Consider the following 17,634-nt stretch of genomic DNA (forward strand, 5'->3'; position numbering starts at 1 on the left):
GATTTTGTGGGTAGGGGTTTAGCAGTGCTAAACCCCTACAAATCTAGGTTTTTCGTAATTTTGTAAAAGTCCATGTCTCAACCGTGTTTAGTATAAAAGTGATTTTTTAGCAGCTTGACAGATAAATGTGTTTGATGGTATAAACAGTAAGGATTCGTTATACCAGATTTTGTTTATGCTTGATAAAATTATTGACGTATTAATTGGGGAAACAGTACATAAAGTCTTAGATAAATTAAAGTATAGTGAAATACGATTACAATTGTTAAATGAATTTGGTTTAAAACCAGATACACCACCAAATGATTTTGAGGGAGTTTATGTTTATACTTTAATTGAGTATGGTGTAGGGAAACAAAAAGTTATTTTACAGTTATTTAAAGAAACAGAAATTAAAGAAGAATTTAGGAGAGCATTTAGTCAAAATAGAAGTTTTAATATTCAAACATTAGATAGTTTTATTCAAAGTTCTCATATTGGCGATAAAATCAAAGATCAAAATATTGATTATCGCCGAGAATTGACTGAATTTGCCAGATTATTTATTGAAATTGCCAAACGAACTAGAACAGCAACGGAAACTTTACAAGACCATAAATTAGATAGTTTACAAAATAGTTTAACTCAAGTTCGGGAACAAATTAACCAACTTAGTTTACCAGAACTTCAAAAACAAATTGCCCAATTAGCACAAAGTCAACAGCAATTATTATCACCTGCGGAAATTATCAGAGAAACAGAATTAGCTAAACAATTAAAAAAATGGTTTGAAACACTGGGTTATAAATTTGAACAATACGAAGTTTTAGAAAAAGAATATTTTGAATGGATTATTAATATTCCCAAACGGCGAGGATATGACCGGATTTTAATTAGAGGAATCAACGCAGAAACAGGAATTAATGATATTAATGCCGTCAAAACAATCGTAGAAATTCAGAACGTTGATGAAGGTTGGATTGTCGCACCACGTCGAGTTAGTAAATTAGCTAGAAACGAAGTTAAAAAAGCTGAAAATAACCAGATTTTTTGTTATTCATTTGATGAATTAATTGAAGCTGATGCTGATTTTAGTGGTTATTTTGATTGGTTAGAAAGAGAAGTTAAAAGCAGAGGAATTGATCAATATTATGTTCCCTTAGCTTGTACTAAAGAAGAAATTAATCCCCAAACTAAACAGCGAATAGGCATTAGTCATTATGGTGAAGAAGATGGTTGGATTGAACGTTATATTAATGAATGGTTGGCTGACCCAGTAAAAGAACATTTATCTGTTTTAGGAGAATTTGGCACGGGTAAAACTTGGTTTGCTTTTCATTATGCTTGGTTAGCTTTACAAAAATATCGTCAAGCGAAAGCAGAAGGGTCACCTATTCCGCGAATTCCTTTAGTCATTCCTTTAAGAGATTATGCCAAAGCGGTGAGTATTGAATCTCTATTTTCTGAGTTCTTTTTTCGTAAACATAACATTGGTTTATCAGGATATTCTGCCTTTGAACAACTTAACCGCATGGGGAAATTATTATTAATTTTTGATGGCTTTGACGAAATGGCCGCACGGGTAGACCGTCAAGCAATGATTAATAATTTCTGGGAATTAGCAAAAGTTGTGGGAACAGCAGGAACAAAAGCAATTTTAACCTGTCGGACAGAACATTTCCCCGAAGCATTGGAAGGACGCAGCCTGTTAAATGCCGAATTACAAGCATCTACTTCTAATCTCACAGGAGAATCACCCCAATTTGAAGTTTTAGAATTAGAAAAATTTGATGATCAACAAATCAAACAGGTACTTAATTTTAAAGCCAAACCAGAAACCGTTGATATTATCATTAATAATGAAAAATTATTAGATTTGGCACGTCGTCCGGTAATGATTGATTTGATTATGGAAGCATTACCGGATATTGAAGCTGGTAAACCTGTGGATATTTCCCGTGTTTATCTCTATGCGGTGCGTCAGAAAATGGCACGGGATATTAAAGCTGACCGCACTTTTACCTCAATGGCAGATAAATTATATTTCCTGTGTGAATTATCCTGGGAAATGCTGTCAAATGATAAAATGAGTTTAAATTATAAAGAATTTCCTGATTTGATTCGTAGTTATTTTAGTGAAACGGTACAGGAACAAAAAGATTTAGATCATTGGCATTATGACATGATGGGGCAAACCATGTTAATTAGAAATGCTGATGGTGACTATTATCCTGCCCATCGATCATTATTAGAATTTTTTGTATCCTATAAATTGGGACGAGAATTAGGGATTTTAGCAGCAGATTTTCAGGAAGTTGTGGAGGTTCTTCCCTACGACCAAGGAACAACAGATTTAAGCCAAACTTTTGGGAAAACTCTCTTAGCCAAAGCCGTCTTAGATTTAATGTTTCCCATGTTGTCAACAACAGCAAATCAACGTTTATTAGCAGAGGTCAAAGCCACCAAAGGTAAAACTGAAACAATTGCAGGTTACTGTGGTAGTAATGCGGTACAGTTGTTATTAAAAGGGAGTCGGTTGGCTTTAGAAAAACAGGATTTGAGTGAGACAGTTATACCTGGTGTAAATTTTGGTTTGGCTAGTTTGTATAATGTCAACCTGACGGGAGCAAATTTAACAGATGCTTTTTTTGCTAAGGCATTAGGATCAGTTTATTCTGTTGCTTTTAGTCCAGATGGGAAATACCTTGCTACAGGAGATAGTGATGGTAGAGTTCAAATTTGGAATGCTGTAACAGGAAGGGAATTATTGACATTGGTAGGTCATAGCCATTTTGTTGTGTCATTAGCCTGGAGTGGAGATGGTCTGACCTTGGCTAGTGGTAGTTATGATACTACGGTGAAACTGTGGGATGTCCAGTCTGGGGACTGTGTGCGAACCCTAGAGGGTCATAGCGATTGGGTTTACTCAGTAGCCTGGAGTGGAGATAGTCAGACCTTGGCTAGTGGTAGTGGTGATAACACCGTGAAACTGTGGGATGTCCAGTCTGGGGACTGTGTGCGAACCCTAGAGGGTCATAGCAGTTGGGTTTGGTCAGTAGCCTGGAGTGGGCTGACCTTGGCTAGTGGTAGTCATGATACTACGGTGAAACTGTGGAATGTCCAGTCTGGGGAGTGTGTGCGAACCCTAGAGGGTCATAGCCATTGGGTTTGGTCAGTAGCCTGGAGTGGAGATGGTCACACCTTGGCTAGTGGTAGTGCTGATAAGACGGTGAAACTGTGGAATGTCCAGACTGGGGACTGTGTGCGAACCCTAGAGGGTCATCGCAGTGGGGTTAGGTCAGTAGCCTGGAGTGGAGATAGTCTGACCTTGGCTAGTGGTAGTGCTGATAAAACGGTGAAACTGTGGGATGTGCAGTCTGGGGACTGTATCGCTACCTTTGACCATAGGTTATATGCAGGGTTGAAGATTCAGGGGGTGAAAGGGTTAAGCCGGGCGGAAATATTGACTTTGAAGGCGTTGGGGGCTGTGGAGTAGGGGGTTTTATATTTTTTGATCATAAATTGGGTAGGGGTAAAGCACAATGCTAAACCCTGATCTAAATTAAAGATAATTAAAGATCGTAAATCAAACATTCCAACGCATCTGGATACATTTCGCAGTAGTCTTCTAAGGCTGTTTTGCGGTGTTTTGCTTGCTTTTGATGGGCTTTTTCTGCTTGCAATTCTTCGACAATATCCCATGCTACTGCACAATTAGCGGAATTATTGCCATTTTCTGTACAGGTTGTCCGCGCTTCTGTAATCGCTTCAAGAATTGCTTCTTCAATGGGTTTTTTACCATTGATAACTTCGTTTAGGGATACCATGATCATGTTACCTTTGTTGAGGAAAATAAAGGTTAATTAGGAATTTTAAGGATTGCTAATGAAGAGAATTACTCATAGTTGGTAAACTCTTTTTCAGAGTAACAATTCAAATAATTATTTTTAGTTAATTTATATACTTTTTGATTCTATGATGGGATAACCATGACATGATACGTCAGGAGTCAGAAGTTAGGAGTTAGAAAGAAGGAAGGGTTTAGCAATGCTTTACCCCTACAATCTTGTGTAATTTCAAAATTCACCAAAAGTACTGCCTAATTCTTGCTGTAAGCGATACAAAATAGTATTTTTATCAACTTGTGACAAAATTTCCTGAATGACGGTATTAGCGCCTAATTGTCCCCAAGTACAGCCTTTTTCTAGATATAACTGGGCGGCTTTACCGACTGTATAAGCACCATAACCGGCAATTCCACCTTGGGTAATGGCACTCCCGAAAAAAGTAGTAATATTAAAGGGATTATCACCACTAGCTATGGCTGCGGCACTTTTACCTAAACCTAATATAAAACTACTGCCAATTTCACTTAATAATAAACCACCAGAACTAAATAAAATTGTTTTTAATAATTCACTGGCTTCATAGCTAGTCATGGGTAAACCATACAATTTAGCTAATGCCCGAATTAAGGCTAAATCGGTAATTAAACCACCTATTATATCTAAGAAAGCAATAGGATTTAAACCAATGGCTAGGGCTTTATATTGGCTAAACCTCCAAATTATATCTTCTGCTTCTTTTTCGCGGATATGAACGGTTTTTTGAGCGATATTTTCTTCGGATTCTCTAGCTTGAATAAGTGCATTTAAAGCTAAAAGAGATCGTCCTTCTCGATTTAATATATTTAAGATTGTTTGCTTTAATTCATCTACTTGCGGTGGCGGTGTTTCCCATTCAGAAGTAACGCTTCCATCTGCATATTCTACTCTCACTTCCATTGGTGCAGGTTCAGCCGCTATCATCACAATTTCATCAGGTAATAATGGCTGATTTTGGATATTTCCTGCTCCTAATTGTTGCAGATTTTTATAAATTGCATTTTTATCTGTATCGGGATATAAATCAATTTTATTAAATACCAAAATTAAAGGTTTTTGTGCTTGACGTAATTCTAATAATCCTTGATATTCAGTTCTCGTAATATCCCCAGAAACCACAAACAAGATTAAATCAGCTTGACGCGCTACGTCTCGTGCCATTTGCGCCCGTGAATCGCCTTCAATTTCATCTAAACCGGGAGTATCAATTAATTCGACTAATACCTTATCTCCTGGTTTCCAAGGTACAGAACGCGGCCATTGAGTGACACCATTTAGGGGTCCGGTTTGCAGAATTTTTTCTCCCAATAAAGAATTTAATACTGCTGATTTTCCCCGACTGACTAAACCAAAAGCGGCAATTCTGATAACATTGGCATCTAATTTATTGAGTGTGGCATTTAAGGTTTCTATTTCTGGTTTTAGCAAACTTGCTAACTCTGGATTTGCTGCCATTTGTCCCGATTTACGGAGATATCCATACCAAGATAATGCTTGTCTGAGACTAGCACGGGCGCGATTTAAATGAGTTTCTTGTAGGTTACGATTCATAGGATTTTTGATTGTGGATTTTCAGATCCCCGACTTCTTAAAGAAGTCGGGGATCTAATTAATGCCGATAATTTGCGGTTCGGGTATTGGTTGTCCGTCTTCTAAATAAGATGAAATCAGCATTTCTAAAACTTCTTGGGCATTTTTCAAAGCCTCTTCATAAGTGTCTCCATGAGTACAAGGTTGCATAATATCTGTAAAATCTGGTAATGAGACTACATAACATTTATCTTCATTTGACCATTGAATAACAATTGTATATTTCAGTTCTCTAATTTTTTTGGGCATATCTAATATAATATCATTGTCCTAAATATGCTTCTAAAACTTTGGTATTATTTTGGATTTCTGTAGGGCTACCAACGGCTAGATTTTGTCCTTCAGCTAATACCCAAACTCGATCACATAAGGACATAATTACGTCCATGTTATGTTCAATAATCAAAAATGTCATACCGTCGTGACGATTCCACGCTAGAATGCGATCGCATATGTCATCAATTAATCTGGGATTTACGCCAGCAGCAGGTTCATCTAGCAATATTAACTTAGGATTAGTCATCAATGCCCGACCGATTTCTAAAAGTTTCCGCTGTCCCCCAGATAAACCACCGGCATAATCAGCGGCTTTTTTTTCTAAACCTACTGACTCTAATAAAAACATTGCCCGTTCTTTTAGTTGCTTTTCTTCCTTAGCAACAATGTGGGGTTGAAATTGTACTTGCCAAAAGTTCTCCCCGGTTTGTTTTTGCGCTCCCAAAAGCATATTTTCTAATACTGATAACTTCGATAAAACCCGGGCAACTTGAAAGGTTCTCACTAATCCCTGTTGGGCAATTTGGTATGGTTGTAATTGATGAATGGGTTCACCATCAAAAATCACTCTACCCTTATCGGGACGAATAAAATTAGAGAGTAAATTAAATAAAGTGGTTTTACCAGCCCCATTTGGACCAATTAACCCAGTAATGCTACCTTTGATTACTTCAATATTAGCTTCCTGAACTGCTTTAATGCCGCCAAAATTTTTAGAAAGTCCAGTTGCAGCTAAAAGAGGTAGTTGGGGTGATGCGATATTATTTACCATTATAATTTTCTTCTCAACTTCATTTTTAGGTTTTTTGTTGGTTTTTAATTATTGTTATGAAATAAAAATTGTCGGAGTTCATCAAATTTTATCCCTGGAAAACCTCAGCCACAGTTAACTTTAAATCACTAAATAGAGGCGAACAAATCATATCATCTCCCCTATAAACCTGCTCCTCATAAAAACCCTCCACCCATTCTAAAACCGTCACTTTTTGCCCAATTGGATCAACAATCCAATACTCAGTAATTCCCCGCGCTGCATACTCAGAACGCTTATAACGATAATCACGATTTTCCTGATTTGGACTCACTACCTCAACCACCAACAGAGGCGGCGGCATATCCATTAAAATCAGCGAGCGTGTAGCCCCCTGCATCACCTGAGCTAATTCTTCAGAAAACACCACCAAATCAGGAACACGCACCCCCACTTGGCGACTATTCACAGCAATTTCTGTTTTCATACTCAAGCGGTAATAGGGAATACCCAATTTAGAAAAATAGATTAATAAAAATGTAGCTATTCGCCGATTTAGCTCACTTTCTAAAGGCATAGGAATTAATTCTCCATTATCTAATTCATATAAATTATCCGTCCCATCGTCAAACTGAAGAAATTCTTCCAAAGTCATCTTGTTAGCAGTTGCAACTATCATGGCTATTCCTCCCATAAACGGCTTGTATCAACTATTTTAACATCACAAATGCCCAATTATTTACCAAGAGTCAGTTCCTCCTTTTTCCCTAAAATCCCTTGAGGTCGCCAAATCATCAATACCATTAAAAGTAACCCAATAAACATGATCCGAAACGCACCAATCCGTTCTACATCTAGGGGAACAATTTTGGGTAAAAATTCTCTAGTGAGGGCATCATAGGTAAAGAAAATGACTGCACCTAAAATAGTTCCCAGATTGTTGCCAGAACCACCTAAAATTACCATAATCCAGGCATCAAAGGTAAGTTGGGGTTGGAAGTTATCGGGGTAAATTGCGCCTAGTTGCCAAGCAAAAAATGCTCCAGCAATGCCCGCAATTGCCCCACCTAACATTAATGATTGTAGTTTATAGGAGAAAACGTTTTTGCCTAAGGCTTTGGGAATTTCTTCATCTTCACGAATAGATTTTAGCACTCTTCCCCAAGGCGATCGCACTAAAATTTCTAACCGCCAAAAGACAAAAGCTAAAATTAACAATATGAACAACATTAACCCGGCTTTGGGATTATAATTATAGAGTCCAATCACACCAGAAATATAAATTGCAACAGCTAATAACCCTAAAGCAATTCCGACTATTAACCGAGAGGTAAATTCTTGTTTAAGACTACTATTTCTAACTATACTATTACTTGCAGAAATTTGAGCAGTCCGTACCCAACGCCATAGGGAAAATAATGTAATTCCTGCTAATAAAGTTAATACTCCAATCATTACCAAACGGAAAAATAAATTGGGAGTTGTTGATAAAGGGATAACATAACTTTGCACACCGAAAGATCCCGATATCCACGTATTACCTACAGGTAAATCCTGATTATTGACTATTAATCGAATTAATTCACCTGTACCAATGGTGACAATTGAAAGATAATCTTCGCGTAACCGCAAAGTTGCAAAGCCAATTACTAAACCTAGCATTGCGGCAACAATTGCCCCAATTCCCGCCGATAGCAGTAATGGTACGCCCTTGAGACTTAATAAAACCGTCGTATACGCACCCAAAGTCATAAAAGCAATATGACCAAAGTTAATTAAACCGGTAAAACCCCATTGGAGATTGAGTCCTAGTCCGAACAGGGCGAAGGTGGCGGTAGAAATAGCGAGAAAAATCAGGTATTCGATCATAAGCTGTCACGCATTTAAATTACTGGTTGGGAACAGGGAACAGAGAAGAGTTTGATGGCTTATTTTCTAACTTCACTAAATCAAATTTAGATGCGTTATAGCTTAATTTAGTTAGTTGTCAGTAATAATTATTTATTTGCTGCCCTGCTTCTTAGTGCCATAAATTGTAGTGTATTTTGAATCTTTTTTAGTGGACTTCAAAAGTTTAGAACCCACGTGCTATGAACGGGTGTATAATTTTGTCCTTATTGAATTAGCGGAAAAGTTACAATTCCATTACCTGCCAGAATTACGACAGTTGGACGAGGAGGGGATTTTCTTCCGCTTTAGATAATTATTTGATAGGTGTATAGAAATTAGGGGAGAAATAGTTAGGTTTCTGCGTGTTGTGCCAATGCCGGATGTTTAGGTAACGGGACACTTTAATTTGAGGTAAACATCAGATTGTTGCCAAGGGTCAGGTTGATAAAAGAAATTAGGTTTTAGCTCAATATTTTCATAAGTGCGATGAAAAACTGGAGTTGCAGACCCAGACATCGGAGGCACAATCCAAGACCAGTCTGCATAAGCACATCTTTTATTTAATTTTTCTTTATTTTCAAACTGGATAAAATGACGACTTTCTGTATGATGATCAACGATAGTTACGCCAGCTTTTTGAAATGAGTAAAGAACAGCGACATTTAATTCTACTAAAGCACGATCTCGCCATAATGTGTAGCTAGATCGAGGATTCAAACCTAATTTTTGTGCGACGATAAATAACAAGTTATAACGAGATTCATCTCCAAAATTACGAGATCCAATTTCAGTTCCCATATACCAACCATTAAAGGGAGCAGATGTATATTTAAGTCCACCAATATCTAACATCATATTGCTAATTAATGGTACTGCGTGCCACCTCAAACCCAATTCAGCAAACCAAGGATATTCAGGATGTTGAATTGATACTTCAAGAACTACATCAGGAGGTAACTCGAATAAATGAGGTTGCTGGTTAGGCATTTGAATGACAATTGGTAAAATATCAAAAGGAGTGCCTTTACTTCCTTTCCATCCCATTTGATGAACAATTTTTGTGAACTCTACATATTTTGGATCACCAATAATAGAACCATCAGATTGTTTATAACCTGCATAGCGAATAAGTTGTTCATTCCAGATTCGGATTCCTGGTTGATTGGGTTCTTGCGGTGCAAAAACAGTGATCAAAGGTTTAATTCGACCTTCATTAGTAGCCAACCTTAAATGTTCTACTAAAGCATCAAATATTTCATCTGGTTTATTTAAACTGCGGTAATCACTAACTGCCAATAAATCCCAATAGTTACGACCTATACATCTAGTGCTATTACGCCATGCCAATTTAGCACCATAAGCTAACTCATCATAAGTTTGCCAATATGTTCCTGTTGCTTTTATTTCATTTTTTATATCTGTGAATCTTTGAGTTTCAGATAAATATAACTGACATTCTTTTTGTAATAAAAATAAGAACTCTTGAACTTCACAAATTATTTGATCTGTTTGGTTACTTTTAGTTTTTGATGGATGGGATTTTAAGTTGATTTTTGGGAATTTAATATTTATTTTTTTAATTAAAGATAGCAAGTATTTTACTGTGTCTTTTTTGAAGCCTATCAACAAAAATAATATCTTATTTAGCATTTTATTAATCCTTAATCTTAGAGGATGTTTGAAAAGTATCAGAATTAATCGAGATCCCCCCAACCCCCCTTACAAAGGGGGGCTAAATTCCTCAAAGTCCCCCTTTTTAAGGGGGATTTAGGGGGATCTGCGGGTGTCAGATCCCACACGAGAAAGTTTTCAAACATCCTCTTAGATAAAAGTCGGGGGACTATTACAAAACAGCGGACACAGTGCTAATACGGTTAGATATTAGCACTGTGTTAGAGAATGAGTTAAGTGATTAAAGCTTTTAAGATTCACGTAGTTCACGTAGTGAAGAGTTGAACTGAAGCACAAAATTCCGAACTTCTTAGAGAAATCAGGGATCTGAATAATTACTGATGATATATTATATAGCACATTTTCCCTATGTTTCGGCAGATGATTACAAACTGTATAAGACAAAGCAGGGATCGCCAAAACCATACATTAAACTGGAGTTTGATCAATATATTTGAGAATTCCCTCTTATGGATGCTCAGGCACTTTGGCAACGATACCAAGATTGGTTATATTTACACGAGGGATTAGGACTGTATTTAGATATCAGTCGAATGCGTTTTGATGATGGGTTTGTGGCATCGTTACAACCTAAGTTCGAGAAAGCGTTTGCGGATATGGCAGAATTGGAAAAAGGGGCGATCGCCAATCCCGACGAAAACCGCATGGTAGGACATTACTGGTTGCGGAATCCAGATTTAGCCCCCACCCCCGAACTCACCCAAGAAATAGTTCAAACCTTAGAACAAATCGAAGCATTTGCCGACCAGGTACACACCGGGGCAATTCATCCCCCCAAGGAATGCCGCTTTACAGATATCATTTCCATTGGTATTGGTGGTTCAGCCTTGGGTCCACAATTTGTCACCCAAGCCCTATCCCCCGACCTACCACCCCTACAAATTCACTTTATAGACAATTCCGACCCCACCGGAATTGACCGGGTTCTTGCCCAACTTGGCGATAAACTAGCCACCACTTTGGTATTAGTCATTTCCAAATCTGGAGGCACACCCGAACCTCGCAACGGCATGATTGAGGTTAAACAAGCCTACACAGCCAAAAAATTAGACTTTGCTAAATATGCAGTTGCGATTACCGGACAAGATAGCAACCTGGATCAAGTCGCCAAAGCTGAAAATTGGTTAGCCCGGTTTTCCATGTACGATTGGGTAGGTGGACGTACCTCAGAAATGTCCGCTGTAGGGCTAGTACCTGCGGCATTACAGGGCATTGATATCCGTGCCATGCTGGATGGTGCAAAAGAAATGGATGATGCCACCCGCGTCCCCAATCTCAAAAACAACCCAGCCGCTTTATTAGCCCTTGCTTGGTATTTCTCAGGAAATGGCAAAGGTGAAAAAGATATGGTAGTCCTCCCGTACAAAGACAGCCTGTTGCTATTTAGCCGCTATTTGCAACAACTGATCATGGAATCCTTGGGTAAAGAAAAAGATTTAGATGGGAAGACTGTATTTCAAGGGATTGCAGTTTATGGTAACAAAGGTTCTACCGACCAACACGCCTATGTGCAACAGTTGCGCGAAGGTGTCCCCAATTTCTTTGCTACCTTAATTGAAGTTTTGGAAGATCGTCAAGGAAAATCCGTAGAAGTTGATCCTGGAGTCACTTCCGGTGATTATCTTTGTGGTTTCTTGTTAGGAACTCGTCAAGCATTGTATGAGAATCACCGCGATTCGATTACAGTCACTATTCCTCAAGTTAATGCTCGCACAGTTGGCGCGTTAATTGCATTGTATGAACGGGCTGTGAGTTTATATGCCAGTTTAATAAATGTCAATGCTTATCACCAACCAGGTGTGGAAGCTGGTAAAAAAGCCGCTGCTGTGATTCTGGATTTACAAAACCGAGTCTTAGAAGTGTTAAAAACTCAGAAAAAAGCACTTTCTATTTCTGAACTTGCAGATATGTCCGGCGCTGCTGAGGAAGTGGAAGCAATTTACAAAATTCTCCGTCATTTACACACCAATAATCGGGGTGTGGTGTTAACTGGTGATTTAGCTAAACCTGGAAGTTTAACTGTTTCTCTCGGTTAAAAATTTAGATCCCCTTAATTTAGATCCCCGACTTCTTTAAGAAGTCGGGGATCTTGTTTTGTGGCTATAAATTATCAAAAATATTAAAAGTATCATTAGATAGAGATAAAAAAATAACATATTAGGTAAATATGATAGATACGCTAATAACTTATTTAAGCCAGAAAAAAGAATTTTTAATAAATTCAGTAAATTCAGGAGATTAAATTATGTCCAATATTGTAAAAATATCCAAAGAAGATATTATTTATCACCTCAAAATATCTTGTCAAATCCCTAGTTTGTTAGAAGCGATCGCCACCAGAACAATTATTACAGAAACTGCTAAAAAAGAAAATATTACCATCGAAATAGCAGAATTACAACAATCCGCAGATAGTTTACGATTAGTTAATAATCTACTTAAAGCAGAGGACACATGGCAATGGTTACAAAAACATTATCTTTCCTTAGATAACTTTGAAGAAGTAGCAAATCTCAATCTCCTATCAGCAAAATTAGCTCATCATTTATTCGCTGAAAAAGTTGAACCATTCTTTTATGCTCACCAACTTGATTACAGCGGAGCAGTTACCTATGAAGTCATATTAGATGATGAAGATCTAGCTTTAGAAATATTTTATGCTCTTCAAGAAGGAGAAATTAGTTTTCAAGAAGTGGCTCGTCAATATATCGAAAATCCCGAAATTCGTCGCGCTGGAGGATATCAAGGTATCCGCAAACGTAGTGATTTTAGACCAGAAATTGCTGCCGCAGTTTTTGCAGCTAATCCCCCAGAAATTATTAAACCAGTCATTACACCCAAAGGAGTCCATATCATTATAGTTGAAGAAATTATTGCCCCCGAATTGAATGAACAAATGCGCGTAGCAATTCTCGGAGATTTATTTACCAATTGGTTAAAAGAGCAAATTAATAAATTAGAAATTGTTGCCACATTAGGAGATGAAATAAATTCTCCTGTTTCTTCCATAGAAATGTTTAGTGAAGCTAGTTAAAATTGAAAATAGTTAGATCCCCGACTTCTTAAAGAAGTCGGGGATCTGAGTGAGTATCATCCATCTAAAGTAGTATAAATATCTTTTGAATCGGGATTAAGATAAGGATATTGTAAATTAATTTTGTGTAAAGTAAATTGTTCCAAAATAGCTGTCATTCGACTTTCAGGATGATTATTCCCCCCTTGCCAAGCAGCAATTAAACCATTAGCAATCATTTGACAACGATTAGTCCCAAAACTTTCTTTTTCTGCCAACTTATTGGTTGGTTCTTCAGCACAACCTAATCCTGGTGCTAGTTGCTTAGTAAACAACGGTACTTGTGGAAAAAAACTATCTTGATTTTCTGAATATACCTGTTGTAACATAGGATAAATTGTTTTATATTGATGTTTATTAAAGTAAAGAACTGCCGAATCATAACGTCTATATTCATCAGGATTATATAGAGCTTTAAAGGAGAAAGCAATGTGCATATTATTGAGTTCTCTAGTCACATTATCCATCACTGATACCGCCCCATCAGGTGATACATTAAAGTAGATTCTAACAATATCTTGATTATCTTGAGTACCTAGATTAGATACTGCCATATAAAATCCATTTTGGACTAGATTTTTAGGCATTTTAATTGCCACCAAATCACCAACATTAGCTGATTTATCAATTTCTGATAAATATAAATCCCGCTCAATATGCAAAGTCAACCCATTTTTTTGGACTGCTAAACAACCATCTTCTTCTTCATTAACTACTAACCAATTTTTACTCCAATAACCTCCACCTGTATTACTCGTATGGAGTCTTTCATAAAACGCCAAATCCATGCCAAATAAGCTATTATTACTGAGGTTATTTATTTGATTGTCATCACCAAGAGAATCATGCCAAGAACCATTGTAATAAGCACTATAGAGAAAATTACGTAAGTGAATACGCAAATGCTTCTCTTGAATATCTAAGGATAGATTTTTAAACCGAGCGATTACTGATTCTGGCAATTCTAATAATTTGTAATCTGGATGCTTAATAGAATAAAATGATTTAATTTCCAGATTATCAACAATATTTTGCAGTGCTGTTTGTAATTCTTTTGGTAATTGGAAAAGTTGACTATTTATAGAATCTAATACTTGCATACAAGCTTTCCTTTTCTAAACGAGAGATAAATTTTTAGTAGTTATTGTTGACAATTCCATCCCCAAAATTGTGGGAATAGATGCTTGAGGACGACATAATAAACTTTTAGCAACTTGGAGCATACAAATACCTGAATTATCAAAGGTTTTTTCATGTTGAAGTCTAGCTTGAATAGCTCTAATTAAAGCTAAACCACTAAACTGCATCACTAATTGTAAGAAATCTGGACGCAATTCTAAAATCTCTGGAAAAGTAGTTAAATAAGCAGTAACTAATGTTGATAAAGAAGGTTGAATCATTGATAAGGGAATCGCAGCTAAACGCAAACATTCCTCAATTGGTATGGTTTTACTAGAGACTATGCTATATAACCAAACTTGCAGATAACTAGCAATTATTGTGCCTAAATCATTAGCAGGATCTCCCCAATTACCTTTTTCCCAATCAATTAGTCGGATGATATTTTTATTTTCAGGTAATTTATCTTCTATTTCTATTTCCCAGTTCAAAGATACAAGAATATTATTAAGTTTGAGATCATTATGGGTGAGACAAGCAGGAGTAAAAGCCTGATTTAATTGTGTAATTGCTTTTCCTAAATTATCGTAACGTTGATAGAGAGTAAAAAACTTTAAACCATCAGCCGGAAGTTGACCAAATATTTCTGGTGTAATTCTATCTAATCCTTTGTTAATATTTTGAGATTTTAAAGAATTTTCAAAGAACTTTTGATAGTTATTATTGTCTATTGTCATGCGATGAATAGCTGCAATAGTTGTGCCAACTACCTGAGCAATTTCCTCCGGAAATTCCTGATCTTTGGCGTAAAATTCAGCTAAGTCTTGATATTGATTTAGATAGTTAAAAACAATGATAGAGTTTTCTAAATCAAAATGAATTGCTTCTGACAAAGATGCTCGTAAATGAGTTATTTCTGGGAATTTTTGCCAAAAATCATGAACTCTCCACTCATCTATAAATTCACCTAAAGTTTTACCATTTCGATCATAACGCTCTTGTTTTACTAATAGTTGACGACCATCTGATAAAGTGATTAATAGGTTAAAGTTTTTAGCAGATTTTAATTCGATTTTACTTAGGGACTCCTCTTGTGGCTGACAAATTTTGTTTTCAACAAGGTAATTGAAAACATTTGCAAAACTAATTATGAATGGCATGATTTCAAATGATAATAATATATGTGTGTGAAATTGCTATTGCTGAGTTAATTTCAGTTTTAGTAAAATGATTAACTTGATAGGTTGGAAATTATTTATTTTCTAAATGTCTTCGTTAATAGTGAAATGGCATCTATAGCATAAATTACTAAGACAAATTCTAGAGCCTTAACGCCATAATTAAGTATTTGACTAGCATTATTATATTCACCTCCAAATACAGATACTGCGTCTAAATTACTTAAATTAATAATAAACTTTTTTTCATCAGTATTCTCTAGATTAGAAATCCTAATGTTTGCCATTTCTTACCTCTAGAAAGATTCGATTTTTGTGTACTGCAATTTTATTAACTATCCAGAATTATTAGTAATCAATCTCATGCAAATAACATAGATTAGTTTTTACTTTTACTCCTGGATAGTTATATCGGCTTTGTAGTTAACTACAAAGCCAAGTAATTAGTGTCCGTAGTGAGAATCATTGCTGAAGGATTTAGCGATATGCTTAATACTAGCAATCGCATAGCCATCAACTAAGAATTCTAGATATTTAACACCAAAGTCACCATAAGCACTAAAACCGCTGAAATCGCCACCACCACCATTGATTGATACGGAAGCTGCATCATTCAATTCATTAAGATAGCTTTCAGAATCTGCAAATAATTCAGAACCAGTTGTATTTAGTTGAGAAAGGGTAATAGTTGCCATAATTTCCTCCAAGAAGATTTGTTTTTGTAAGTTAGAATTTGTGAGTCGGTTAAGTTGGTGTTTCCTTAACCGTTACTCCTATTTTTATTCATAAAAAATAGAAAAATCAAGGCTTTGAACCTAGTAAAAAAGACACAAATATCTGAATTCTGTCTTTTATAAAAACTGCAAACTATGGAATTAACCTCCATAAAAAATCGTGTATCTTCAGGTTAATAAATCTGAAAACACACGAAAATAAGTAAAATATTGAATTTTTTCACAGCAGATATTAAAAATCGAATTTGCTTCTTAGACTATCTGTTGTATCTTTGAGGCTGATTTTCCACCTTTCCATACTACTGTCTAGTTCTTTGAATACTGTTGAAAGATCAGTTGTATTGGTTATATTGGTTGTTGGCGGATTTATTCTGTCTTTTCTCATCACGTAACCACCTTTAAGAGTCTTCATTTCCCAAGGTGTTAGTTGATCCAGAATCGGTTCTGCAAGCCTAATTTCTAATTCAGAAATTGTAATTCTCATTGTTGATTCACCTCCTTGAATGCTCCATTTATATGGAATCAGGCTATAAATTTATCCTGCTCTTATATTCTGGAATAGTATCTGACAAAATAAATGATTTGAAACTAATTTATTAGACAGAATCAAGGGTATTTTGTCTATCAAAACAAAAAAAGCAAAGGAAGTTTCATAAAAGTAACTTCCCTTGCCTTAGATGAATTAAAAACTATCTACCTCTATCAAAAGGTGGAAGTTTCTTTCTAGCTTTAGTAATTAACCAACAAATGCTAACCGAGGTGCAACCGCAGCAGGACGTTCTACACCTTTGAGGTAAGCAAGAACGGTATCAGCATCAGATACTTCAAAAGGATCACTACCACAGTTATCTTCAAAACCTGGTTCAATGAACATTTTTTCAATTTCGCCGTTATTAACAACCATTGCATAACGCCAAGAACGCATTCCAAAACCGATGTTAGATTTATCAACTAACATTCCCATTTTGCGGCTAAATTCTCCACTACCATCTGGTAACAAGAAAACATTTTTAGCGCCTTGTTGTTTGCCCCATTGGAACATTACAAATGCGTCATTAACTGACAAACAAATGATTTGATCAACACCTTGCGCTTTGAATTCTTCAAACAGTTCTTCATAGCGAGGCAAATGAGTAGAAGAACAGGTAGGAGTGAAAGCACCAGGAAGCGCAAATAATACTACTTTCTTACCGGCAAAAATTTCTTGTGTGGTGACATCTTTCCAAGTGTAAGGATTTGGTCCACCGATAGATTCATCCCGCACACGAGTCTTGAATACTACATTTGGAACGTGAGTAATAGCAGTCATAAATACCTCTTTTTTAGATGGAAGATTTTAACTCGTGTTGCTGCTTTTGCTTAGAGCATCAGTAGCTTATCTCATAAATCAGAATAATTCTGATTTAGGAATTAGTCAATAGTCATAAATACTTATTTTATAATGTATTTATTAAAAAATATTAGTTCT

The 17,634-nt window shown here is 36.3% G+C and carries 15 protein-coding genes and 2 pseudogenes; 4 read left to right on the forward strand and 13 right to left on the reverse strand.

Going from position 1 to position 17,634, the window contains the following annotated elements; translation table 11 throughout:
• Positions 1-175: 175 nt before the first annotated feature.
• A pseudogene (locus FJR09_RS15330) lies at positions 176-3,376 on the forward strand (WD40 repeat domain-containing protein); the annotation flags it as partial.
• Between the two features lie 175 nt (positions 3,377-3,551).
• Here FJR09_RS15330 and FJR09_RS15335 read toward each other — a convergent pair.
• The 6 genes from FJR09_RS15335 to FJR09_RS15360 all read right to left on the reverse strand — a co-directional run bounded on the left by FJR09_RS15335 (position 3,552) and on the right by FJR09_RS15360 (position 8,349).
• On the reverse strand, positions 3,552-3,812 hold the full coding sequence (locus FJR09_RS15335) for a Calvin cycle protein CP12 (protein WP_015078667.1): 261 nt from the start codon (positions 3,810-3,812) through the stop codon (positions 3,552-3,554).
• 243 nt (positions 3,813-4,055) lie between these two features.
• The gene (locus FJR09_RS15340; RefSeq protein ID WP_168653073.1) at positions 4,056-5,414 is read right to left on the reverse strand and encodes a GTP-binding protein; all 1,359 of its coding nucleotides are present in this window, start codon (positions 5,412-5,414) and stop codon (positions 4,056-4,058) included.
• 54 nt (positions 5,415-5,468) lie between these two features.
• The gene (locus tag FJR09_RS15345) at positions 5,469-5,681 is read right to left on the reverse strand and encodes a type II toxin-antitoxin system HicB family antitoxin (protein WP_041458216.1); all 213 of its coding nucleotides are present in this window, start codon (positions 5,679-5,681) and stop codon (positions 5,469-5,471) included.
• A gap of 34 nt (positions 5,682-5,715) precedes the next feature.
• Positions 5,716-6,501, reverse strand: a complete 786-nt coding sequence (locus FJR09_RS15350; RefSeq protein WP_015078664.1) for an ABC transporter ATP-binding protein — start codon at positions 6,499-6,501, stop codon at positions 5,716-5,718.
• An 88-nt stretch (positions 6,502-6,589) separates the two neighbouring features.
• Entirely contained in the window at positions 6,590-7,159 is a 570-nt protein-coding gene (locus tag FJR09_RS15355) for a Uma2 family endonuclease (protein ID WP_015078663.1), read from the reverse strand.
• Between the two features lie 56 nt (positions 7,160-7,215).
• The gene (locus tag FJR09_RS15360; RefSeq protein WP_015078662.1) at positions 7,216-8,349 is read right to left on the reverse strand and encodes a branched-chain amino acid ABC transporter permease; all 1,134 of its coding nucleotides are present in this window, start codon (positions 8,347-8,349) and stop codon (positions 7,216-7,218) included.
• Between the two features lie 163 nt (positions 8,350-8,512).
• On the opposite strand from FJR09_RS15360, the pseudogene FJR09_RS25305 reads away from it, so the two are divergent.
• Positions 8,513-8,758: pseudogene (locus tag FJR09_RS25305) on the forward strand (cytotoxic translational repressor of toxin-antitoxin stability system).
• Here FJR09_RS25305 and FJR09_RS15370 read toward each other — a convergent pair.
• Positions 8,755-10,020, reverse strand: a complete 1,266-nt coding sequence (locus FJR09_RS15370) for a nitric oxide synthase oxygenase (protein ID WP_015078660.1) — start codon at positions 10,018-10,020, stop codon at positions 8,755-8,757. The pseudogene FJR09_RS25305 and the gene FJR09_RS15370 overlap by 4 nt on opposite strands.
• Before the next feature lie 491 nt (positions 10,021-10,511).
• Here FJR09_RS15370 and FJR09_RS15375 point away from each other — a divergent pair, with 491 nt between their 5' ends.
• Positions 10,512-12,098 carry a glucose-6-phosphate isomerase gene (locus FJR09_RS15375; RefSeq protein ID WP_015078659.1) on the forward strand — a complete coding sequence of 529 codons (1,587 nt, stop codon included), beginning with the start codon at positions 10,512-10,514 and terminating at the stop codon, positions 12,096-12,098.
• 209 nt (positions 12,099-12,307) lie between these two features.
• On the forward strand, positions 12,308-13,096 hold the full coding sequence (locus FJR09_RS15380; protein WP_168653074.1) for a peptidylprolyl isomerase: 789 nt from the start codon (positions 12,308-12,310) through the stop codon (positions 13,094-13,096).
• A gap of 56 nt (positions 13,097-13,152) precedes the next feature.
• Here FJR09_RS15380 and FJR09_RS15385 read toward each other — a convergent pair whose 3' ends face one another.
• From FJR09_RS15385 to FJR09_RS15410, 6 genes are all read right to left on the reverse strand, one after another.
• Positions 13,153-14,235 (reverse strand): T3SS effector HopA1 family protein, encoded by a 1,083-nt coding sequence (locus FJR09_RS15385; protein ID WP_168653075.1) that lies wholly within the window; start codon positions 14,233-14,235, stop codon positions 13,153-13,155.
• A 15-nt stretch (positions 14,236-14,250) separates the two neighbouring features.
• Entirely contained in the window at positions 14,251-15,414 is a 1,164-nt protein-coding gene (locus tag FJR09_RS15390) for a phosphotransferase (RefSeq protein ID WP_174782889.1), read from the reverse strand.
• Positions 15,415-15,509: 95 nt separating this feature from the next.
• Positions 15,510-15,719: a hypothetical protein gene (locus FJR09_RS15395; protein ID WP_148763419.1), complete on the reverse strand. Its 210-nt coding sequence runs from the start codon at positions 15,717-15,719 to the stop codon at positions 15,510-15,512.
• Between the two features lie 156 nt (positions 15,720-15,875).
• Positions 15,876-16,127: a hypothetical protein gene (locus FJR09_RS15400; RefSeq protein ID WP_148763421.1), complete on the reverse strand. Its 252-nt coding sequence runs from the start codon at positions 16,125-16,127 to the stop codon at positions 15,876-15,878.
• A 271-nt stretch (positions 16,128-16,398) separates the two neighbouring features.
• On the reverse strand, positions 16,399-16,650 hold the full coding sequence (locus tag FJR09_RS15405; RefSeq protein ID WP_168653076.1) for a hypothetical protein: 252 nt from the start codon (positions 16,648-16,650) through the stop codon (positions 16,399-16,401).
• Positions 16,651-16,902: 252 nt separating this feature from the next.
• Complete coding sequence (locus FJR09_RS15410) at positions 16,903-17,475, reverse strand: peroxiredoxin (protein WP_015078652.1); 573 nt, start codon at positions 17,473-17,475, stop codon at positions 16,903-16,905.
• Positions 17,476-17,634 lie beyond the last annotated feature (159 nt).

This window comes from Dolichospermum sp. UHCC 0406, from assembly GCF_009712025.1.
GTDB lineage: Bacteria > Cyanobacteriota > Cyanobacteriia > Cyanobacteriales > Nostocaceae > Dolichospermum > Dolichospermum lemmermannii.